At 66.7% G+C, this 22,039-nt stretch carries 21 protein-coding genes; 6 read left to right on the top strand and 15 right to left on the bottom strand.

Going from position 1 to position 22,039, the window contains the following annotated elements; translation table 11 throughout:
• Positions 1–44 precede the first annotated feature (44 nt).
• The 7 genes from era to hrcA form a co-directional block, all read right to left on the bottom strand.
• Positions 45–980 carry a GTPase Era gene (era, locus tag IG171_RS05875; RefSeq protein ID WP_212130561.1) on the bottom strand — a complete coding sequence of 312 codons (936 nt, stop codon included), beginning with the start codon at positions 978–980 and terminating at the stop codon, positions 45–47.
• A 1-nt stretch (position 981) separates the two neighbouring features.
• Positions 982–2,316, bottom strand: a complete 1,335-nt coding sequence (locus IG171_RS05870) for a hemolysin family protein (RefSeq protein ID WP_212130559.1) — start codon at positions 2,314–2,316, stop codon at positions 982–984.
• Positions 2,317–2,318: 2 nt separating this feature from the next.
• Positions 2,319–2,807, bottom strand: coding sequence for an rRNA maturation RNase YbeY (gene ybeY, locus IG171_RS05865; protein WP_212130557.1), 489 nt, complete (start codon positions 2,805–2,807; stop codon positions 2,319–2,321).
• Positions 2,804–3,805: a PhoH family protein gene (locus IG171_RS05860; RefSeq protein ID WP_249204112.1), complete on the bottom strand. Its 1,002-nt coding sequence runs from the start codon at positions 3,803–3,805 to the stop codon at positions 2,804–2,806. Before IG171_RS05860 ends, ybeY begins: the two co-directional genes overlap by 4 nt.
• Positions 3,806–3,907: 102 nt before the next feature.
• Positions 3,908–4,702 carry a 16S rRNA (uracil(1498)-N(3))-methyltransferase gene (locus tag IG171_RS05855; RefSeq protein ID WP_212130553.1) on the bottom strand — a complete coding sequence of 265 codons (795 nt, stop codon included), beginning with the start codon at positions 4,700–4,702 and terminating at the stop codon, positions 3,908–3,910.
• Positions 4,699–5,805, bottom strand: coding sequence for a molecular chaperone DnaJ (dnaJ, locus tag IG171_RS05850; RefSeq protein WP_212130551.1), 1,107 nt, complete (start codon positions 5,803–5,805; stop codon positions 4,699–4,701). Before dnaJ ends, IG171_RS05855 begins: the two co-directional genes overlap by 4 nt.
• Before the next feature lie 84 nt (positions 5,806–5,889).
• Entirely contained in the window at positions 5,890–6,942 is a 1,053-nt protein-coding gene (gene hrcA, locus IG171_RS05845) for a heat-inducible transcriptional repressor HrcA (protein ID WP_212130549.1), read from the bottom strand.
• Between the two features lie 154 nt (positions 6,943–7,096).
• Here hrcA and IG171_RS05840 point away from each other — a divergent pair, with 154 nt between their 5' ends.
• Both IG171_RS05840 and IG171_RS05835 read left to right on the top strand, forming a co-directional pair.
• Positions 7,097–7,963, top strand: a complete 867-nt coding sequence (locus tag IG171_RS05840) for a DUF3097 domain-containing protein (RefSeq protein WP_212130548.1) — start codon at positions 7,097–7,099, stop codon at positions 7,961–7,963.
• 118 nt (positions 7,964–8,081) lie between these two features.
• A complete protein-coding gene (locus tag IG171_RS05835; RefSeq protein ID WP_212130547.1) occupies positions 8,082–8,687 on the top strand; it encodes a DUF4870 domain-containing protein in 606 nt (201 codons plus the stop codon).
• Here the strand turns inward: IG171_RS05835 and IG171_RS05830 are convergent.
• A complete protein-coding gene (locus IG171_RS05830) occupies positions 8,680–9,252 on the bottom strand; it encodes a hypothetical protein (RefSeq protein WP_212130546.1) in 573 nt (190 codons plus the stop codon). The genes IG171_RS05835 and IG171_RS05830 overlap by 8 nt on opposite strands.
• A 291-nt stretch (positions 9,253–9,543) precedes the next feature.
• Here IG171_RS05830 and IG171_RS05825 point away from each other — a divergent pair, with 291 nt between their 5' ends.
• Entirely contained in the window at positions 9,544–10,230 is a 687-nt protein-coding gene (locus tag IG171_RS05825; protein WP_212130545.1) for a DUF4870 domain-containing protein, read from the top strand.
• Positions 10,231–10,311: 81 nt separating this feature from the next.
• On the opposite strand, the gene hemW is transcribed toward IG171_RS05825, so the two are convergent.
• Both hemW and lepA read right to left on the bottom strand, forming a co-directional pair.
• Positions 10,312–11,541 (bottom strand): radical SAM family heme chaperone HemW, encoded by a 1,230-nt coding sequence (hemW, locus tag IG171_RS05820; RefSeq protein ID WP_212130544.1) that lies wholly within the window; start codon positions 11,539–11,541, stop codon positions 10,312–10,314.
• Positions 11,542–13,410 carry a translation elongation factor 4 gene (lepA, locus tag IG171_RS05815; RefSeq protein ID WP_249204111.1) on the bottom strand — a complete coding sequence of 623 codons (1,869 nt, stop codon included), beginning with the start codon at positions 13,408–13,410 and terminating at the stop codon, positions 11,542–11,544.
• 130 nt (positions 13,411–13,540) lie between these two features.
• Here lepA and IG171_RS05810 point away from each other — a divergent pair, with 130 nt between their 5' ends.
• The 3 genes from IG171_RS05810 (at position 13,541) to rpsT (ending at position 15,382) form a co-directional block, all read left to right on the top strand.
• Positions 13,541–14,305 (top strand): endonuclease/exonuclease/phosphatase family protein, encoded by a 765-nt coding sequence (locus IG171_RS05810; protein WP_212130543.1) that lies wholly within the window; start codon positions 13,541–13,543, stop codon positions 14,303–14,305.
• Between the two features lie 48 nt (positions 14,306–14,353).
• Positions 14,354–14,908: a type II toxin-antitoxin system PemK/MazF family toxin gene (locus IG171_RS05805; RefSeq protein WP_212130542.1), complete on the top strand. Its 555-nt coding sequence runs from the start codon at positions 14,354–14,356 to the stop codon at positions 14,906–14,908.
• Positions 14,909–15,121: 213 nt separating this feature from the next.
• Entirely contained in the window at positions 15,122–15,382 is a 261-nt protein-coding gene (rpsT, locus tag IG171_RS05800) for a 30S ribosomal protein S20 (RefSeq protein ID WP_212130540.1), read from the top strand.
• A gap of 101 nt (positions 15,383–15,483) precedes the next feature.
• On the opposite strand, the gene holA is transcribed toward rpsT, so the two are convergent.
• From holA to IG171_RS05775, 5 genes are all read right to left on the bottom strand, one after another.
• Positions 15,484–16,467 (bottom strand): DNA polymerase III subunit delta, encoded by a 984-nt coding sequence (gene holA / locus IG171_RS05795; RefSeq protein WP_212130538.1) that lies wholly within the window; start codon positions 16,465–16,467, stop codon positions 15,484–15,486.
• A 56-nt stretch (positions 16,468–16,523) separates the two neighbouring features.
• Positions 16,524–18,830 carry a ComEC/Rec2 family competence protein gene (locus tag IG171_RS05790; protein WP_249204109.1) on the bottom strand — a complete coding sequence of 769 codons (2,307 nt, stop codon included), beginning with the start codon at positions 18,828–18,830 and terminating at the stop codon, positions 16,524–16,526.
• Entirely contained in the window at positions 18,814–19,698 is an 885-nt protein-coding gene (locus tag IG171_RS05785) for a ComEA family DNA-binding protein (protein WP_212130536.1), read from the bottom strand. Before IG171_RS05785 ends, IG171_RS05790 begins: the two co-directional genes overlap by 17 nt.
• A gap of 133 nt (positions 19,699–19,831) precedes the next feature.
• Positions 19,832–20,707: a DegV family protein gene (locus tag IG171_RS05780; RefSeq protein WP_212130535.1), complete on the bottom strand. Its 876-nt coding sequence runs from the start codon at positions 20,705–20,707 to the stop codon at positions 19,832–19,834.
• Positions 20,704–22,011, bottom strand: coding sequence for a UDP-glucose/GDP-mannose dehydrogenase family protein (locus tag IG171_RS05775; protein ID WP_212130533.1), 1,308 nt, complete (start codon positions 22,009–22,011; stop codon positions 20,704–20,706). The genes IG171_RS05780 and IG171_RS05775 overlap by 4 nt, the downstream gene beginning before the upstream one ends.
• Positions 22,012–22,039: the final 28 nt, after the last annotated feature.

Here is a 22,039-nt window from a genome sequence, read left to right as displayed (position 1 = left end):
CCTTCGTCACGATGGCAGCGGTCGGCCGCCGGACGGATCCCCGCTCAGCTGAAATCGAAGCCGAGGCGCCCGAGCTGCTTCGGGTCGCGCTGCCAGTCCTTGGCGACCTTGACGTGGAGGTCGAGGTAGACCTTGGTCCCGAGCAGGCCTTCGATGCCGCGGCGGGACTCCGAGCCGATCGCCTTGAGTCTGCTCCCGCCGCTGCCGATGATGATCGCCTTCTGGCTGGGACGTTCGACGAAGAGGTTGACGTGGACGTTCCACAGCGGGTTGTCCTCGCTGCGGCCCTCCCGCGGATACATCTCCTCGACCTGCACGGCCAGGGAGTGCGGCAGCTCGTCACGAACGCCCTCCAGTGCCGCCTCGCGGACGAGCTCGGCGATCATGGCCTCCTCCGGCTCATCGGTGAGGTCACCATCGGGGTAGAGCGGGGGCGAGACGGGCAGGTGGGCCGCGAGCACGGAGTCGACGGTGTCGACCTGGAAGCCCTCGGCAGCTGAGACGGGAACGACATCGGCGAAATCGGCGAGCTCGCCGACGGCCAGCAGCGCCTCGGCGACTTTGTCCTTGGGCACGAGGTCGACCTTCGTCACCAGCGCCACGATCGGCGTCCGGCCGTCGAGGAGTTCGAGCTGGGAGGCGATGTATCGGTCGCCCGGACCGATCGGCTCATCGGCAGGCAGGCAGAAGCCGATGACGTCGACTTCGTTGAGCGTCGTGGCCACGAGGTCGTTCAGCCGCGATCCCAGCAGGGTGCGAGGCTTGTGCAGTCCCGGTGTGTCGATGAGGATGAGCTGGTGGTCGTCACGGTGGACGATCCCCCGGATCGTGTGCCGCGTCGTCTGCGGCTTCGCCGAGGTGATCGCGACCTTCTCCCCCACCAGCGCATTCGTCAGCGTCGACTTGCCGGTGTTCGGTCGTCCCACGAAGCAGGCGAAACCCGCGCGGTAGTCCTCGGGGTAGTCCGTGCGAAATTCCATCTCAGTCCTCTTCCTTCGTCTCCGACCGGTCCTGTGTTCCCGAGCCAGCGGCCTCAGCCGTCTGCGTCGCCTCGACGGCGGTGTCCGTGTCCGTGCGCGTGACCCGGACATGGGTGATGCGGTGGCGCCGGCCCCGGCCTTCCAGGGCCTCGATCTCCAAGCCCTCGATGCTCGCGTGCGAACCGTCGATGGGCACTCGGTCGATGAGCTTCGAGAGCAGTCCGCCGACGCTGTTGACGTCGTCCTCGTCGATCTTGACGTCGAAGTACTCGGCGAAGTCCGAGATCGACATGCGGGTGCTGATGATGAATGAGCCGTCGTCGGCGGCGACGAGCTCATCGCCGCCGTTGTCGTATTCGTCTTCGATCTCGCCGACGATCTCCTCGACGATGTCCTCGATCGTCACGAGCCCGGCGGTGCCGCCGTATTCGTCGATGAGGATCGCCAGATGGGTCGAATCGAGCTGCATCTGGCGCAGCAGGTCATCGGCGGGCTTCGTCTCGGGCACGAACAGCACGCTGCGGGCCAGGTTGCCGATCGGCCGATCGGCGTCCTCGGGATGGAGGTGGAGGCGTCTGGCCACGTCCTTGAGATAGGCGACGCCGCGGACGTCGTCGAGGTCGTTGCCGCACACGGGGATGCGGGAGAAGCCGGAGCGGAAGAACAGGTTGAGCGTCTTCTGCAGCGTCACATCGGCGTCGACGGTGATGAGGTCGGTGCGCGGGACCATGACCTCGTTCGCCGAGGTGTCCGAGAGGTTGAACACCGACTGGATCATCTCGCGTTCGCCGTCTTCGATGACGTCCGATTCGCTGGCCCGCTCCACGAGGTCGCGCAGCTGTTCGGAGGTCACGAACGGACCGTCCTTGAACACCTTGTCCGGGGTCAGCAGGTTGCCGAGCACGACGAGGATCCGGGTCAGCGGCTTGAGAACGACGAGGACGATGCGCACGATCCAGCTGAGGTTGAGGCTCACGGCCAGGGACCGGCGCTTGCCGATCGTGCGCGGCGAGACGCCGGCGATGATGAAGACCGCCACCGAGGCGGTGATGACCGTGAGGAAGACCATGAGCGGTCCCACGGAGTAGTAGGAGTTGTAGGCCAGGGCGATGAAGACCGTGGCCAGCGCCTCGAGGAAGTTGCGGACGAAGATGATGACGTTGATGTTCGTCGGCAGGTCCTCAAGGATCCTCTCGACCCGCACGGCCGCGCGCTTGCCTTCGTCCTTGGCGTCCTCGACGGCGTGGTGGGAGACATTGAGCAGCGCCGCGTCCACAGCAGACAGGATGGCGGCGACGACCAGACACAGGGCCGCACCGAGGAAATAGGCGAACACGCTCAGACCTCGGTGGGGGTGGGGATGTCGGTGCGGCCGTTGTAGCGGGCGGCGAAGAAGGTCAGCAGCAGATGCCGCTGGAGGGCGAACATCTCCTCCCGCTCGTCCGGCTCACCGTGGTCGTATCCGAGCAGGTGGAGGAAACCGTGCACCGTCAGCAGCAGGATCTCGTCCATCGCCGAATGGCCGGCCGCCTCGGCTTGGGCGCGAGCCACCTCGGGGCAGATGATGATATCGCCCATCTGGCCTTCCGTCGGGTGGTCGGGGTCGCCGCGGTGGAGCTGGTCCATGGGGAAGGACATGACATCGGTCGGGCCGTCGAGGTCCATCCAGGTGACGTGGAGTTCGGACATGGCCGCGGAGTCGACCATGGTCACGGCCAGTTCCGCCCCCGGGTGCATGTGGAGGGCCCGACCGAGGTATTCGGTCAGGGCCACGACCTCGTCGAGGTCCACCTCGGCGCCGGTCTCGTTGAGGATCTCGGTGTTCATTCGGAACTCCCCCACAGGTCGTAGGCGTCGACGATCTTCGTCACCAGCGAATGCCGGACGACGTCCTTGCTGCCGAGTTCGCAGAACTGCAGATCGTCGATTCCGGTCAGGATGTCACGGACGACCTTGAGCCCGCTGCGGGTCTTGCCCGGCAGGTCGATCTGGGAGATGTCACCGGTGACGACCATGCGGGAACCGAAACCGAGCCGGGTGAGGAACATCTTCATCTGCTCGGCCGTGGTGTTCTGCGCCTCGTCGAGGATGATGAACGCATCGTTGAGTGTGCGTCCGCGCATATACGCCAGCGGGGCGACCTCGATCGTGCCGGTCTCGATCAGCAGCGGGATCGACTCGGGGTCGATCATGTCGTGCAGGGCGTCGTAGAGCGGGCGCACATAGGGGTCGATCTTCTCGTTGAGGCTGCCCGGCAGGTAACCCAGCGACTCTCCGGCTTCCACGGCCGGCCGGGTCAGGACGATCCGCGAGACCTCCTTGTGCTGGAGGGCGTTGACGGCCATCGCCATGGCCAAGTACGTCTTGCCGGTGCCTGCGGGGCCGATGCCGAAGGTGATCGTGTGGTTGCGGATGGCCTTGACATAGTCGTGCTGGCCCATCGTCTTCGGTCGGATCGATTTCCCGCGGGTGGACAGGATGTTCGTGCCCAGCACCGCCGAGGCGGCCGCTCCCTCCGAGGAGAACGTCGTGACCCGCTCGATCGTCTCCTCGTTGATCCGATGACCGGCGGCATGGAGCTTCTTGAGTTCGCCGATGACATTGACGAATTCCTCGACCCGCTTGGGACCGCCAGCGGCCTGGACCTGATTGGTCCGCACGTGGATGTCGAGGTCGTCGAAGCTGCGTTCGAGGGCGCGCAGGTTCGCTTCCCCGGGCCCGAAGAATTCGACGAGGTCGATGGAGTCGGGGATGACGAGGCGGACGGTGTCTGGGGCGTCCGCACCGGTGTCAGCGTCGGCTGCGTCCGAGTCGGTGGTATTCACAGGGTCCGTGGGTGGGTGGGTGATGTCCAGAATGTTCCTTTGCATGCGGGGGCGCACCGTCACCGGTGGCGCCTAGGTGTGTTCCCATCTTAGTCCGTTGTCTCACCAACGGCCCAATGAACTCTGGGTCATGACCAGGCCCGCGGATCCTGCCGAGGAGGAGCGCAGGATGGTCGGGCCCAATCGCACCGTTCTCGCACCGACGGCGTCCAGGGCCTCGAGTTCGCCGCCGCTGATGCCGCCTTCGGGGCCGACGACGATGACGATGCGCTCGGGCTGGGCCGAATACGCTGGCCGGTCGCCTGTGGGATCGTGCCCGGCGGTCTCGCCGCCGAGGTCCCTCAGCGCCTGGGACAGCCGGAGCTGCGCGGTCTCGTGGAGAACGAAGATCGAATCGGTGTCCGACAGCTGGCGGGCCAGAGACGTCCCGCGGACCAGCTCGTGCAGTCGGGGGAACCGGGATCGCCTCGCCTGCAGGGATGCGGCCTGGAGCAGGTGCTCCCATTTCGCCGCCATCTTCTCCCGCTTCTTCGCCGGCCAATCGGCGATGGAGCGTTCGGCCGCCCACGGGATGACCTCGTCGACGCCGATCTCCGTGGCCGCCTCGATGGCCTGCAGATCACGGTCGCCCTTGGCCAGGGCCTGTACGAGGACCAGACGCGGTCGCATCGCCTCCTCGGTGGTCACCTCGGCGATGTCGAGGCCCATCTGAGTCGCCGAGGCGGCCGTGACGGTGCCGCGGGCGCGCGTGCCCTGACCGTCGACGATCTCGATCTGCTCGCCGGGACCGATCCGCCGCACCCGCACCGCGTGCCCGGCCACGTCCTCACCGACGGTGAGGACCTGGCCGCTGACCGCCTCAGCGGCGGTGGCACAGTGGAAGACGGGAAGGCTCACCGACCGGCGAACCTCTCACGCATGCGGGAGAACATGCTGTGCTTCTCGGTGGTGATCTGAGCTCTCGGGGCCTGCTCGCCGCGCAGTTCGGCGAGCTTCTCGAACAGTTCGCGCTGTTCGTCGTCGAGCTTGTCGGGGGTGAGCACCTCGACGGTGATGAGCAGGTCGCCGCGGGTCTCCGAGCGCAGACGCGTGGCACCGAGTCCGCTCAGCTTGACCACCGTGCCCGACTGGGTGCCCGGGGCGATGCTGAGGTCCTGGGTGCCGTCGAAGGTCTCGAACGGGATCGTCGCGCCCAGGGCGGCCGCGGTCATCGGCACGGACACGGAGGCGCGCAGGTTGTCGCCGTCGCGCTGGAAGACGTCGTGGCGGGTGACCATGACCTCGACGAAGAGGTCTCCGGCCGGCCCGCCGCCGGGGCCGACTTCGCCCTGGCTCGACAGCTGGATCCGAGTGCCGTCGGAGACACCGGCGGGGATGCGGATCTTCATCGTCCGCTGCTTGCGCACACGGCCGTCGCCCTGGCAGTTGAGGCAGGGGCTGGGGATGACGGTGCCGAAGCCGTGACAGGAGTTGCAGGTCTGGTTCGTGACCATCTGGCCCAGCAGGGTGCGGGTCATGCGCTGGACGCTGCCGGCGCCGTGGCACAGGCTGCAGGTCTCGATCGAGGTCCCTTCCTGCGTGCCGGCACCCGAGCAGGTGTCGCACACGACCGCGGTGGTCACGTCGAGGTCGACGGTGCCGCCGAAGGCCGCGGTCTCCAGGTCGATGTTGACGCCGACGAGGGCGTCCTTGCCGCGCTGGGTGCGTGGGATCGGGCCGCCGGCCTGACCGCCTCCGCCGCCGAAGAAGGTCTCGAAGATGTCGCCGAATCCGCCGCCGGCCGGGAAGCCCTGCCCGTTCTCGCCGCCGCCCATATCGTAGTTGCGGCGCTTCTCCGGGTCGGAGAGCACATCGTAGGCCAGTGAGATGGCTTTGAACTCGTCTTCGTGACCGGGATTGACGTCCGGGTGGTACTTGCGTGCCAGCTTCCGGTACGACGACTTGATCTCAGCCGCGGAAGCGTCCTTGGACACTCCGAGTGTTTCATAGTGATCGGCCACAGAAACTTCTCTCTCCCTGATGGTGTGTGTTCTTGATATTCGTGGTGGTCAGCTGCCGTCTGAGCGGGGAAATGCGGCAGCTCTTCATCCCCTGTCGAGCAGTGAGGACACGTACTTCGCCACTGCCCTGACGGCCGAGATCGTCGTCGGGTAGTCCATTCTCGTCGGTCCCAGCACCGCCAGACGGGCCGAGGAACCTGCGTCATGACCATATTCGGCGGCGACGACGGATGTCGAACTGAATGATTCGTGAGTATTCTCACGACCGATCCGCACGCTGATCTCCTCTTGGTCCTCGGCCATCGAAGTCAGCAGCTTCAGCAGCACCACCTGCTCTTCGAAGGCCTCGAGGATCGGGGCCATCTGCTCACCGAACTCATGCCCGGATCGAGCCAGGTTGGCGGTGCCGGCCATGATGATGCGCTCCTCGCGGGTGGCTGCGACGAGGTCGATGACCGCGGCCCTGATCCTGTCGATGCCGATCTCGTCCGGGTCGACGGCCTCGGCACCGGCCGCCTCGGCGGGAGTCGGGGTCCGCTCCGCACCGGCGGCCTCCCCCGCGACGTGGGAGAGCTTCTTACCGGCGAACTCGGAGTTGATCCGATCGCGGATCTCGCGCACCCCGCCGTCGTCGAGCAGCTGGCTGAGTGTGACGGTCTTCTGTTCGACCTGACCGGCATCGGTGATGAGGACGACGAGGACCCGACTCGGACCGAGGCCGACGATCTCGATGTGCTTGATCCGAGCCAAGGACACCGTCGGGTATTGGATCAGCGCCACTTGGTGGGTCAGGCCCGAGAGCACCCGGACCGTGCGGTCGAGCATCTCATCGAGGTCGACGTCTCCGTCGATGAGCTGGAAGATCGCCCGTCGCTCCGCCTGGGTCAGCGGTTTGAACTCATCGATGCGGTCGACGAACATCCGGTAGCCGAGATCGGTGGGGATCCGCCCGGCCGAGGTGTGCGGCTGGGCGATGTAGCCCTCCTGCTCGAGGTGGGCCATGTCGTTGCGGATCGTCGCCGGCGAGACCCCGAGGGTGTGACGATGGACGATGGCCTTCGATCCGACGGGTTCGTTCGTGGCGACGAAGTCCTCGACGATGGCGCGCAGAACCTGGGCCCGTCTGCTGTCGTTCATCGCTGACCTCCCCACACGCTTGGCACTCGTTCACACTGAGTGCCAATTCTACGCCTCTTCGCGGGTGATTTCATTTCGACTCCGGCGCTTTCGCGCTTTCCGCCTCACCGTCGGAGGGTCACCGGGCTTCGGTCTTCGCGGACCATTATGGTGGATGCCTGTGAATGCTTTCGATCGCTATGGCTCCGATGTCCTCTCCGGTGACTCCCCGTCCTCGCACCGGCCGAAGAAGTCCCGCCCCGTCGAGATCGGACTGGGCATGGTCCTCGAGGATGCGATGAGCGGATACGTCGGGGCCGTCGTCGGGGCCGAGAAGACCACGGCCGGTGTCGTCGTCAACCTCGAGGACCGGCAGGGCAGGGTTCGGGCCTTCCCCCTCGGGCCGGGATTCCTCCTCGAGGGTCAGCCGGTCGATCTCCGCCTGCCGACGAAGAAGAAGGCGACCGGCGCTGCTCGCACTGCCTCGGGTTCGCGTGCCGTGGCAGGTGCCAAGGCACGGGTGGCACGCGGATCGCGCATCTGGGTCGAGGGCAAACACGATGCCGAACTGGTCGAGAAGATCTGGGGCGACGATCTGCGCATCGAAGGCGTCGTCGTCGAACCCCTGGGCGGCCTCGATGACGTCGCCGACAAGCTCGCGGCGTTCGGCCCCGATGCGGACCATCGGGTGGGAGTCCTCGCCGATCACCTGGTGGAGGGGACGAAGGAATCGAAGATCGCCGAGGCGGTGCGCGCCGATCCCCGGTACCGCGACGTCGTCCACATCATCGGTCACCCCTATGTCGACATCTGGCAGGCGGTCAAACCGCATGTCGTCGGCATCGATCAGTGGCCGGCCGTTCCCCGCGGCGAGGATTGGAAGACCGGGATCCTGCGGCGCATCGGGTGGCCGCACGCCGATCATCGCGATGTCGCCCGCGGCTGGGTGCGCATCCTCGGGAAAGTGACCACCATCGCCGATGTCGAACCGACCCTGTCCGGACGCGTCGAGGAGCTCATCGACTTCGTCACCGTCGGCTGAGTCGGAGGACGTCGGCTGAGTCGGAGCCTGCCGACGATGACGACAGCAGTCGACGATTCCGCCCGGAATCACAACACCTGCGGTAATGCGGAGAGTCCGAGGACTCGAAAGGACGCTCATGACGCAGAATCCCCAGCAGCCCGACGACAGCCAGCCGCGACCGATGCCGCCGGATTACCCTGCGGCATCCGGGCCCCAGCAGCCCTACGGTTCGCAACCGCCCTACGGTTCGCAAACCCCCTACGGGTCTCAGCAGCCCTACGGTTCCCAACCGCCTTATGGGCCACCGCAGAGCTACTCGGTCTCGCACAGCGCCAACGGCCCGGCAGCCGACCGGGCGCTGTTCAACTCACAGCTGTTGCCGCCGCAGGCCTTCGGCACCGGGTCCGAAGGCTTCTGGCAGCCCTCCCCCTCGGACCGCAGTGCTGCGGTCTGGACCCACATCGGGTCCATCCTGCTCGGCTGGCTTCTCCCGCTCATCCTCTTCCTCGTCAAGAAGGACGAGTCCCCGTACGTTCGCGAACATGCTCGGCAGTCGCTGAACTTCGAGCTGACGCTGTTCCCGATCTTCTTCATCGGTTCGATCTTCACACACACCGGAGTCGGCCTGCTCATCCTCCTGGCCGCGGCGATCGTTGACATCATCTTCCATGTCAATGGCGCGATCGCGGCCAATCGCGGCCAGGGCTACAGAATTCCCCTGGCGATCTCAATGATCAAATGACTCGTCCGCCGTCCTGACCGCCGGCTCCCGGGCCTGCCCGTTCCGATCTCCGAGCACGGGCGAACCAAGCCGACGACCGGGGCAGGAAGGCCAACACCACGCTCGCGGTGCCGGACAGCAGAAAGCAGCTGATCAGCAGCGGATTGAGCGGAGTCATCACCATGAAGGCCAGTCCGAGGCAGGCCAGCGCCACCCACCGAGCGCGCTCGTGACCGACGACCAGTCGCCACGCATAGGCCGTGAATCCCGCAACGACGACGAGACCGATGGCAGTCCCGATGCCGACGATCACCGTGGCGATTCCTGTCGAGGCATCGCCGGCCCAGGACAGTGCCGTCGTGTCAGTGAGGTCTCCCATCCCGCGCAACATCCAGCCGAGGAGTCGGAACGTCCGCCCGCCGGTGAATGCCATCCAGAGGAGAGCTGCAAGGACGAAGAACGGGGCGATGAATCCCAACGCCGAGGCGACGATGACCTCCCACGGGCGCTTCGGCAGACCGGAGACGTGCATCCGCCCCGTGCGGTGGGCTCCACGGAGCAGATCCTCCCTCGCCCGTGCGGCCATCTCGCGTGGATCCTCGGCCGGCATGTGGCCGGGCATGCGACCCGTGTCAGAGTGAGAGTGGCCGGTCAGCGGCGGCGCAGGATTCGGCCAGGCTTCTGACCGGCGTTCCTGCCCGAACCCGGGATCCTGTGTACTCATATTCGAAGCGGCAGTCCGTTCGGCACCGATGACCGATTCCGTTTCGACCTTACTACACCCGTTGCCGGATTGGCCCAGGATTCGGGCTTTCCTCCCTAGGACCCACACGGCGACTGGGCTACGGTGGAGTCGAGAGGCTTTGAAAGGACTCACATGTCGAACAATCCCCACCCGTCGGACAACGGCCGCCCCATGCCACCCAACTATTCCCAGGCTTCCGGGCCCCAGCAGCCCTACGCGCAGCACCCGGGCGACCAGCCCTACGGCTCGCAGCAGCAGGGCCAACAGTCCTACGGCTCCCAGCAGTACGGTCAGCAGAGCCCCGGCTACGGCCCGCAGTCGTATCAGCAGGGCGGGCCCCAGCCCGGCTATGCGCCCCATTCCACCGCAGCCGCTTCGGCCTTCTCCCCCGCGGCCGGAGTCCCAGTCGGCGCACCGCTTCCCGAGTCCGCCTACGGATCGGGTTCGGTCGGCTTCTGGGCCGCCGATCAGACCGAACGCACGACTGCGCTGTGGTCACACCTGGCGCATGCCGCCACCTACGTCGTCGGTCTCGGCTGGATCGTCACGCTTGTCCTCTACCTCATCAACAAGGACAGATCACCCTTCATCCGCCACCACGGAGCACAGTCGCTCAATCTGCTCATCATCGGGGTCATCGCCGTCGTCGGTCTCGGCTTCATCGGCGGGGTGCTCTCGATCGTCGGCATCGGCCTGCTCATCCTGCTCCTGATCCCAGTCGTCAGCATCTACATGATCGTCATCGAGATCATCGCCGGACTCGCCGCCAACCGCGGGGAGGGCTACAGAATCCCGATGACCCCGAACTGGATCAAGTGAGCCGCCTGCGCTGACCCCGACCGCAGCCTGTCTGAAGGCTGTGCGGAAGCCCGACCCCGGTTCATTGCCCGGGGCCGGGCTTCAGACGAATTCAGTGAGCACTCGCACCATATGGTCGGCGAGCAGTCGGCCCTGCAGGGTCGGTTTGAACCGGCCGTCGGCGACACCGTCTTCGTCGAGCAGACCCTGCTTGACGAAGGTCCTGATCGCCTGCTCGCTGCCAGCGGCCAAGGAGTCCAGCCGCAGTTCGGAATCGATGCGAGCGGCCAACATGATCCGTTCGATCTCCCGTGTCTGTTCGTCGAGGACCTCGCGGCCGATCGACGGGGACTGCCCGGCCAGCAGCCGATCGGCCCAGGCCCTGGGATGCTTGGCGTTCCAGAACCGCACTCCGCCGACATGTGAGTGAGCTCCGGGACCGTACCCCCACCAATCGGCGCCCTGCCAATAGGCCATATTGTGCAGACACCTGGTCTCGGTCCCGGTCGACCAGTTGCTCACTTCGTACCAGTGCAGTCCGGCCGCGGTCATCGCGGCATCGGCGATCTCGTATTTGTCGGCGAGGTCGTCCTCATCGGGCATCGGCAGCTGGCCGCGGCGGACCATCGCCCCCATCTTCGTTCCGGGTTCGACGATGAGCGAGTACGCCGAGATGTGATCGACGTCGTTGGACAGGGCCACATCGAGCGAACGCCGCCAATCCTCGATCGACTCCCCCGGAGTGCCGTAGATGAGGTCGAGGCTGAGATCGAGTCCTGCCTCCTTCACCCACCGGGCCACCTCGGGGATCTTGTCCGGATCATGGGTCCGATCCAAGGTCGCGAGCACATGCGGGACGGCCGACTGCATCCCCATCGAGACGCGATTGAATCCGGAACCGGCCAAGGTGGCGATGTAGTCCGGATCGAGCGTGTCGGGGTTGGCCTCGGTCGTGACCTCGACGTCGGCGGCCAGACGGAAGCGGGCGCGGATATCGTCCATGACTCCGGCGAGCACATTCGCCGGCAGCAGAGTCGGGGTGCCTCCGCCGAAGAAGATCGTCGAGACCTCACGGTCACCGGCGTCGACCTCGGCGAGGGTGGTCACCGACAGATCGAGCTCGCGGGCGAGATTGGCGCGAAAATCCTCACGCGAGGCTCCCGGTCCGAGGTCCTCGGCGGTGTAGGTGTTGAAATCGCAGTAGCCGCAGCGGACCCGGCAGTAGGGGACGTGGATGTAGAGGCTCAGCCCCCGGTCGGCGGCGCCCACCCCCGCCGAGGCGGGAAGTGAGCCGTCGCGCGGTGGCACCTCACCGGTCGGTTGTGCGGGCACTTACTTCTTGCTGTCCTTGGTCTCCGGCTCATCGGAGGACAGCGCGGCGATGAAGGCGTCCTGCGGCACCTCGACGGTGCCGACCATCTTCATCCGCTTCTTGCCCTCCTTCTGCTTCTCGAGCAGCTTGCGCTTGCGGCTGATGTCGCCGCCGTAGCATTTGCTCAGCACGTCCTTGCGGATGGCGCGGATCGTCTCGCGGGCGATGATGCGTGAGCCGATGGCCGCCTGGACGGGCACCTCGAACTGCTGGCGCGGGATGAGCTTGCGCAGCTTGCCGGCCATGGCGACGCCGTAGGAGTAGGCGTTGTCGCGGTGGACGATCGCGGAGAACGCGTCGACCTGATCGCCGTGGAGCAGGATATCGACCTTGACCAGGTCGGACGCGTCCTGACCGTCATCGGAGTAGTCGAGGGTCGCATACCCTTTGGTCCGGGACTTGAGCTGATCGAAGAAGTCGAAGACGATCTCGGCCAACGGCAGCCGGTAGCGGATCTCGACCCGGTCCGAGGACAGGTAGTCCATGCCCTGCAGGCTGCCGCGACGGGTCTGGCACAGTTCCATCACCGCACCGATGTAGTCGCTCGGGGTCAGGATCGTCGCCCGGACCATGGGCTCCCTGACCTCCTTGATCTTTCCGGTCGGGTACTCGCTCGGGTTCGTCACCGTCGTCTCGGTCCCGTCCTCCATGGTCACCTCGTAGATCACGCTCGGTGCCGTGGAGATGAGGTCGAGGTCGTATTCGCGCTCGAGCCGGTCGCGCAGGACCTCGAGGTGGAGCAGGCCGAGGAAACCGCAGCGGAAGCCGAAGCCCAGGGCCGTCGACGTCTCGGGTTCGTAGGCCAGGGAGGCGTCGTTGAGTTTGATCTTGTCGAGGGCGTCGCGCAGCACCGGGTAGTCCGAGCCGTCGATCGGGAACAGCCCCGAGTACACCATCGGCTGGGGCTCCTGGTAGCCCTCGAGCGGTTCGGGTGCCGGTGAGGCCGCGAGTGTGACGGTGTCACCGACCTTGGACAGTCGCACATCCTTGACACCGGTGATGAGGTACCCGACCTCGCCGACGCCCAATCCCTGCGTCGCCCTCGGTTCGGGGGACGAGACACCGATCTCGAGCAGCTCGTGGGTGCTGCCGGTCGACATCATCTCGATCTTCTCGCGCGGTCTCAGGGCACCGTCGACGAGGCGGACGTAGGTGACGACCCCGCGGTAGGTGTCGTAGACGGAGTCGAAGATCATCGCCCGCGCCGGTGCTTCGGCATCGCCGACCGGAGCGGGGATATCGGTGATGATCCGATCGAGGACCTCCTCGACGCCCTCACCGGTCTTGCCCGACACGAGCAGGCACTCCTCGGGTTCGCAGCCGATGAGGTTCGCGAGCTCCTCGGCGTACTTCTCCGGCTGCGCGGCCGGCAGATCGATCTTGTTGAGCACGGGAATGATCGCGAGATCGTTCTCCATGGCCAGATACAGGTTGGCCAGCGTCTGGGCCTCGATGCCCTGCGCGGAGTCGACGAGCAGCAGCGCGCCCTCGCAGGCGGCCAGGGACCTCGACACCTCGTAGCTGAAGTCGACGTGTCCGGGGGTGTCGATCATGTTCAGCGCATACGGATCGTCCGCGTACTCCCACGGCATGCGCACCGCTTGGGATTTGATGGTGATGCCGCGTTCGCGCTCGATGTCCATGCGGTCGAGGTACTGGGCGCGCATGTCGCGCTTCTGGACGGCCCCGGTCATCTGGAGCATGCGGTCGGCCAGGGTCGACTTGCCGTGGTCGATGTGAGCGATGATGCAGAAATTGCGGATCAGCTCGGGTGAGGTGGCGGACGGTGAAATCCGCGCGAATGCTTCCTTGTTCACCTGAGGTGACATGAACGCCCTTTCTTCGACAGATCAGATCTCCAGACAGACCAGAACTCCCATTCTTCCATGACTTGCCTGCGGACTCGGAATCCGCGCACAGGTGTTCGCGGCCCGGCGGCGCTCAGGAGAGGATGGTGGCATGAGCGATTTCTCGATCATGAGCTTCAATCTGCGCTATCCGGCCAGGGACGGCCATCCGGTGGCCGAACGCCTGCCGATCGCCGCCGAACTCATCCGGGCGGCCCACCCGCACATCATCGGCACGCAGGAGGGAGAGCTCGATCAGCTGGAGGCGCTGATCGACATGCTTCCCGAGCAGTACATCTGGCTGGGTGAAGGCCATTCCGGGGGCAATTCCGGAGAGTTCACGGCCGTGATCGTCGACTCCGCGCGCTTCGACGTCGATGCCGTCGACATCAGCTGGCTGTCCGAACGGCCGGAGACGGTCGCCTCGGAGTCCTGGGGCGTGTCCCATGCCCGCACGCTCACGACCGTCGACGTCCGTGACCTGCTCACCGGTCGACGCCTGCGGCTGCTCAACACCCATCTCGATCACAAGTCCGAACGCGCCCGCCTCGAGTCGGGCAGGATCATGGCCGAGACCATCGCCGAGGTGGACTGCCCCTGCGTGATCACCGGAGACTTCAATGTCGCCACCGGCTCACCGGTCTACGACTTCTTCTGCACCGAAATCGGCCTCACCGACACCGCCGCCGAGGTCCCGTCGGCCGATATCGGCACCTTCCATCGCTACAGGGGGCCGAAGGCCGGCGCGCCTCGCATCGACTGGATCCTGACCACCGCCGGTCTGGCCACTGTGTCGACGAGGATCAACACGTTCGACGTCGGCGGGAGGTATCCGTCCGATCATTTCCCCGTCGAGGCTGTGCTCTCCTTCGTCTGACTCCTTCCGCACGCGGGCGATCCCAGCCGCCTCGATTAGGCTGAGACCATGAACTGGAAATCACTCGTCAATCGGGCAGCCAGAATCGGAGTCCGCGAAGGCCTGCGCTATCTGCGTCAGTCGCAGTCGAAGAGGAGATCCGGAGGCCGGCAGCCGAGGGAGCAGTCGAGGACCGCCCCACAGCCGGGCGGGTCGGGTGCATCCTATCCCGGCGACTATGCGGGTCCGGTCTCGGTCAGCTACTCCCCCGACCTCGACGGAGATGCCGACCCCGGTGAGATCGTCTGGGGGTGGATCCCGTTCGAAGAGGACCACACGCAGGGCAAGGATCGGCCCTCACTCGTCGTCGGTCGCGACGGCGGATGGGTTCTCGCACTCATGCTCACCAGCAAGGATCACGTTCCCGGCAGCGTCGGTGAGGTGCGTGAGGACCGGCATGCCCGGTGGATGAACATCGGGTCCGGCAAATGGGATGCTCAGGGCCGACCTTCGGAGATCCGCCTCGACCGCGTCATCCGCCTCGACCCGAGTTCGATCCGCCGGGAGGGTGCGATCATGCCTCGTGAGACCTTCGAACACGTGGCGAAGAACATCGCCGGCTGAGCCCCCTCACACGGAACCGCTTTGCGGATTTCAGGCGCAGGCACCGAGGCTGTATCATTGTCTTCTGTGTCTTCATCAAGGCGTGTGTCTCGCCGAGGTCGGGTGAAGACGCCGTCGGATCCGATGTCATCGATGTGATTCCCCGCGGAGATGATCAGGTCGGGCCGATGCGCCCTCACGACCGTGTACCACTAACACGAAAGAGTGTTGAAATTGGCTAATATCAAGTCCCAGATCAAGCGGAACAAGACCAACGAGAAGGCCCGTCAGCGCAACAAGGCTGTCCGGACCGAGGTTCGGTCCTACATCCGCGTCGTTCGCGAGAACATTGCTGCCGGCAAGAAGGACGAAGCGCAGCAGGCATATGCTGTGGCCGCCCGCAAGCTCGACAAGGCCGTTTCGAAGGGTGTTCTGCACAAGAACAACGCTGCGAACCGCAAGTCGCGCCTGGCCACGCAGATCAACGCTCTCTGAGCAGACGACTGAGGCTATAGCCGCACAGGGCCCGATCCGCACGGATCGGGCCCTGTGTGCATTCGACCCCGGCACCGGTGGGTCATCGGGTGCTCTCCGGCTCAGCGCACGCGGGCGAGGCGGCTGACTTCGGAGACGAACCATTCGATGGCGTAGACCGGGTCGCGGCCACCTCCCTTGACGGCTTCATCGGCTTCGGCGGCCGCGATGAGCGACTGGCCGAGAGCGACCTCGTTCCAGCGCCGCACCTCCCGCCGGGCACGGTCGACCTGCCAGGGAGCCATCTTCAGCTCTGAGGCGAGCTCGCCGCTGGTGCCGGAGAACCCCTGCACCTTGGCCATCCCACGCAGCTTAATCGCCACTGCGGCCACGAGCGGGACCGGGTCGGAACCGGTCGACAGGGCATGGCGCAGCAGGCTGAGTGCGTTCTTCGCATCACCGGCCACTGCCGCATCGGCGACCTTGAATCCGGTGGCTTCGACGCGTCCGCCGTAGTACTGGTCGACGACCTGAGCGGTGATGGTGCCCTCGGTGTCCTCGATAAGCTGGTCCACTCCGGCATTGAGTTCGGCCAAATCCGAACCCAGCGCCGACATGAGCGCGGCCATCCCGGACTCGTCGATCCGCCGCTTCGCGGCCTTGAATCGGTTCTGGGCGAATTTCGCTCGGTCGCTCTCGTTCTTCAGCACTGCCGCATCGACGCGGGGGAAGCCGGCGGAGTCCAGTTTCCTGATGAGTTTCGCACCGCGATTGCCACCGGCGTGCATGAGCAGGACCACGGCATCGTCATTGGGGTCATCGAGGTAGGCCAGGGCATCGTTGAGGAAGTCCTCCGAACATTTCTCCACCGCATCGACGACGATGAGCTTCGCGGTGGAGAACAGGGACGGTGAGGTCGCCATGGCCAGTTCACCGGCTTGGTAGCCGGCAGCGTCGAATTCGATCTCTTCGGGGTCCTGCTTCCGCACGGTCGACACGATCCGGTCCTTGGCCATGCGCACGAGCACCGATTCGCCACCGGAGATCATGACGACAGGTGCCGGTTTCGCCGAATTCCACGGGACCAGTGTCTTCTTCGCTGCCATGGGCCCCAGCCTATCGCGGCGAGCCGACACGACGGGCACACCCCGCCGGCATCGCCTCACCCGCGGTCCTCAGGACAGTCCTTCCCGGTGCTGAACCGCGCTTCGGCGTAGATGGCCACCGAACCGCAGTGGTCGGTGCGCAGCACCGGAACCGGTCCGAAGGCACGCAGCGACTTCGGGCTCGGATGTCCGTAGCTGTTCTCGCCGACGGACACCACCCCGAGATCCGCGGCCGCCGCGGAGAAGAACTCCGCAGCGAGGTCGGACGATCCGTGGTGCGGAGCGATGAGCACATCGATCGGGCGCATCCCCTGTGCCAGCACATGCTGCTCCTCGGCTCCGACATCACCGGGCACCAGTGTGCTCAATCCCTCCTGTTCGATGCGGACCACCAGGGAATCCTCGTTCCGCAGCTCCTCGTCCCCATGTCCCGACTGAGGTCGCGGCGGCGGCCACAGCACGTCGACCGCGGCCCCGTCGACGGCCAGTCGCCGCCCACGTTGGGCCGGAACCACCTCGGCGCCGGTGTCGGCGGCCACGCGCCGGGTCTGGGGCGAGGCCGCGACATTGACCGAGACGAACATCCGGTCGATGCGCCGGCCCCAGGTCGTGCCCGCATACCCGGCGAAGTGATCGGCATCGAAGTGGGAGATGAGCAGATCGAACTCCTCGATCCCGGAGTCATCGAGACAGGTGTCGATCGGCTTCGTCTCTTTGCCGGTGTCGACGACCAGTCCCCTGCCCTGACCGAGGTTGATCACCGCGCCCGATCCCTGTCCGACGTCGCAGACGAGCACGAGCCAGTCCGCGCCCGGCGGTCTGGCGCGGACCGCGATGATCACCGAGGCGGTGAGGACGAGGCACACGACGATGACCGGCAGTCCCCACAGGCGACGGCGCACGAGCATCCACGTGCCGACGACGGCCACCGCGAGCAGGGCCGCAGCCAGCACAGTGCCCACCGGCGGTGTCGGCCAGTCGAGTGCGGCTCCCGGCAGGGAGGCGCAGACTCGGGCGACTTCGACGATCCACCACGCCGGCAGGGACCCGAGCCAGGCGAGACCGCCGGCGACGATGTCGGGTCCGGGCAGGCCCGTGGTCGCGATCGCCTGGCCCACGAGGCTGAGGAAACCGGCCACGGTGGCAGGCAGAACGGCCGGCGCGGCCAGGGCGTTGGCGGCCACCGACCACAGACCGATGCGAGGGTCGATGGCCACGAGCACAGGGGTGCAGGCCAGCTGCGCGACGAAGGGGACGACGAGGGCGGCGACCAGCACGGACGGCACCAGCGGCAGGTGCACGGCGAGTCGGCGCAGCAGGATCGGGACGACGAACATGATCGCGGCCGTCGAGACCACGGACAGGACGAAGCCCACCGAGGTGGCCAGGACCGGGACGAAGGCCAGCAGCAGGCTCGCCGTCGCACACATCACCGCCACCGGTGAGATGCCGCCCCCGCGCAGGAAGACCACCGCCGCTGCGATCGCCATCCCGGCGGCTCGGATCGCGCTGGGTTCGAAACCGACGACGAAGACGTAGCCGATGCAGGTCAGCACCCCGATGCTCACCCGCAGGCGGGGCCCGGCCCGGCACGCGCCCGCCACCAGTCCCGCGCCGAGGCTGACGATCGTGACATTGCTGCCCGACACCGCCGAGATGTGGGTGAGCGAGACCACGCGCATATCGTCGATCATGCGCGCGTCCTGGGGTTCGGTGTCGCCGACGACGAGTCCGGGCAGGAGGTCTCCGCCGTCGTTCCCGGCGCTCAGGGAGTCGGCCCGCAGCCGGGTGCGCAGACTCTCCCGCCACTGCCAGAGGCCGTTCGGCCGCCTCACCGCTTCAGGGTCATCGCTGCTGATGCGGATATCGTCGAGGCGCTCCGTGTGCATGCTCACCGTCGTTCCGGCGTCCGCGGCGCGGGGGCTGAGCACCTCGGCGAATCCGGTGGGCGTGAGCAGGGTCAGACGGGTCCAGCCCGTGGGACCGGGTTCGCTGTGCCCGACGACGGTGCCGATGGTCTCCTCCGCGGATTCCGGGCCGCGTGAGACGGTCAGAGCGGTGATCTGGATCGTGAACAGGCAGGCGAAGACGATGAGGCCCACGCCGAGGTGGTGGCGACGGGTCAGCAGCAGGAAGCCGAGGGCGACGAGCACGGGGGCACAGGCCAGAGCCCAGGCTCCCGGTGCGAGGAGCGCGGTCGTCCACAGGCCTGCGGCGCAGACGAGCAGACGCACCGATCCCGGCCACATCCGTGCCTTCGCCGCGGCCCAGTCGCGCGCTGCCGTGCACCGGGCGGGGATCCGCGGGTTCTCTCGAGACGATGGCTGCCGCCGCCCGGTCCCGGCCTCATCCGACGCTGACAAGGTCTTTGAGGCTTTCGAAGGTCTTCGGTCCGATGCCTTTGACCAGCAGCAGATCGTCGACGGCGGCGAAGGGCTGGGTCTGTCGGTGGCTGATGATCGCCTCGGCGGTGACCGGTCCCACGCCCGGCAGTGTCTGCAGGGCGGTGGCGTCGGCGGTGTTGAGATCGACCTTGCCCGACTGTCCGGCGGCCCCCGGCCCCGCCCCGCTGCTCTCGGCGGCGGTTCCCGGGTCTCCGCCGTCCGAGCCGGCGGAGCCGCCGGTGCCGTTCGTTCCGGCCTCTCCTGTCCCGCCGGGATTCTGAGCGTCGGTGCCGGGATTCTGAGCGTCGGTGCCGGTGTCCTCACCTTCCTCGGGAATGTGGATCTGCTCACCGTCGGTGAGCACCCGGGCCAGATTCACCGAATCCGCGGCGGCGTCGCCCTTCAGCCCGCCTGCGGCCTCGACGGCGTCCTGGACCCGCGCACCGGCGGCGAGTGTCACCACCGAGGGATGCCCCACCGCGCCGGTGACGTGGACGATCACCTCTCCCGAAGGAGGCGCCGAGGCGGTCCCGCCCGGTCCCGTCCCGGCGGTGCCCTCGCCGCCCGCGGCGGCATCGTCGGCGGATCCGGCCTGCTGCCCTGCCTCCTCTTCGGCGCCGGTGGCCGAATGCTGCGGTGCGGGACGGAGGAGGAAGAAGGCGAGAACGAGCACGCCGAGCGTGGCGATCGCCACGGCCACGAGCACGGGCAGACGCACCCGCCGTGGTTCGACGGGCTCCTCCTCACCGGCGGTGTCGGCGGTGAAGACGTCTCCCGGCACCCAGCCGCCGCGTTCGGCGCTGGAGTTGATCAGGCCCGCGAAGCGATCATCCGGAGACACAGCCATGTCCCGAGGCTAGGAACAGCGGTCACCGCACGGCCAGGTTCTTCGCAGCGCCTGTGGACAGCCTGTCTGCGTCCACAGGTCTCAGACGCTCAAGTCACGGCTCCGTCCCCAGGCTGCGACGGTCGAGTCGGGCTCAGGGCACCGTCTGGACGGTGACACCGATGGTTCCGGGTCCCACATGCGCGGTGATGATCGTCGACAGGGTCCGGAACGAGGTGGCGAAACCGAGTTCGGTCAATCGCGTGATCAGCATGGTGGCATCGGCATCGTCGATATCGCCCTCGGCCTGTTGGACCTCGACGCGTACGGTGTCGCGGGTCTCGGAGATCTCGTCGGCCGCGTTCGCAGTGAGGGCGACGATCTTCTCCAGGGCCTTCGTCCGAGTGCGCACCCGGGCCAGGGGCACGACGACGCCGGCGCTGAGGCCCAGCACGGGCACGATCTGCAGGGCCCTGCCCAGCAGCGAGGAGGCGGCGCCGATCCGTCCGCCTCGGCGCAGGTGTTCGAGACTTGAGGGAGCGAAGACCGTCCGGGTCTCCCCCGCACACCAGTCGGCGACGGTCCCGGCGATCGATTCGACGTCGAGGCCCTGTCGGATGCCGGCCACGGCCACGGCCAGCGCTCCGGCCTGCCCCGCCGAGGTGGTCCGGGAGTCGACGACGGAGATGAGGATGTCCTCGGACTCGGCGGCTTTTACGGCCGAGTCGCGGGTCCCGGACAGCTCCGCGGACATGGTCACGACGATGATCGCCTCGGCACCGCGATCGCGCAGCTCGGCGAAGGCCTCGGCGAACTGGGCCGGAGTGGCCATGGACGTCGAGACCTCGGCGCCCTCGGCCATCTTCGTGCACAGATCCGCGGCCCCGACCTCACCGTCGGCGAAAGCGACGCCGCCGATGAGCACGGTCAGCGGCACCACGGCGAAGAGTCCGTCGGCGGCTCGGCTCAGCTCCTCCTGCTCAGCGGTCGACAGCTGAGCCGTGGAGTCGGTGACCAGCCCGACCCTCATGGGCGCCCCAGGGCTCGATACGTCCATCCGGCCTCACGCCACAGTTCGGGGGTGAGCACATTGCGACCGTCGACGAGGACCTTCCCCGTGACGAGTTCAGCGGTCGCGGCCGGGTCGAGGTCACGGTATTCGCGCCATTCGGTCAGCAGCAGCACGGCGTCGGCACCCGACAGGGCCCGGCCGGTGTCGGCTTCGTACCTCAGTTCGGGGAAGGACTTCTGCGCGTTGCCGATGGCCTGCGGGTCGGTGACGGTGACGACTCCGCCCTGAGTGGCGATCAGCCGAGCCACCGCCAGTGCCGGGGAGTCGCGGACATCATCGCTGTCGGGTTTGAAGGCCGCGCCCAAGACGGTGATCCGCTTGCCGATGAACGACCCGTCCAAGGCATCGCGGGCGATGTCGACCATGCGCACGCGCCGGCGCATATTGATCGAGTCGATCTCCTTGAGGAATGCCACCGCCTGGTCGGCGCCGAGTTCACCGGCGCGGGCCATGAATGCGCGGATGTCCTTGGGCAGGCAGCCTCCTCCGAATCCGAGGCCGGCGTTGAGGAACTTCCGCCCGATCCGCTCGTCCATGCCGATCGCATCGGCCAGCTGGGTGACATCGGCACCGGAGGCCTCGCAGAGTTCGGCCATGGCGTTGATGAAGGAGATCTTCGTGGCCAGGAACGAGTTCGCCGCGGTCTTGACCAGTTCGGCGGTGGCGAAGTCCGTGATCATCCGCGGCGTGTCCTCGGACAGGATCGTCGCATAGACCTCATCGAGGGCCTCGACCGCTCGCTGTCCGGCCTGACCGGAGGCGACTCCGTAGACCAGACGGTTCGGATGCAGGGTGTCCTCGACGGCGTGGCCCTCACGCAGGAACTCGGGATTCCACATGATCGTCGCACCGGATGGAGCGATGACTCCGGCCAGACGCTCGGCGGTGCCCACGGGCACCGTGGACTTGCCCACAACCACCGATGTCGAAGTCAGATGCTCTCGCAGCGAATCCACGGCCGCATCGACATAGGTCACGTCAGCGGCGAATTCGCCGGGCTTCTGTGGGGTGCCCACACACACGAAGTGCACCTGAGCCTCGGCGGCCCGGGAGACGTCGGTGGTGAATTCGAGGCGGCCCTTCTCCTGCGCCTTCACGAGCAGTTCGCTCAGTCCCGGTTCGAAGAACGGCGGGTGCCCGGAGGTCAGCGCTTCGACCTTGGCCTCGTCGATGTCGACTCCGATGACCTCGTGGCCCAGAGATGCCATGGCCGCCGCATGCACCGCGCCCAGATATCCGCAACCGATGACTGAAATCCTCAAACTGAGCTCTCCTGCGTATAGTCATGCG

Origin of the sequence: Brevibacterium sp. SMBL_HHYL_HB1 (assembly GCF_018208375.1) — a bacterium.
Classification (GTDB): domain Bacteria; phylum Actinomycetota; class Actinomycetes; order Actinomycetales; family Brevibacteriaceae; genus Brevibacterium; species Brevibacterium intestinavium.
This window is presented reverse-complemented; position numbering and strand designations above follow the sequence as displayed.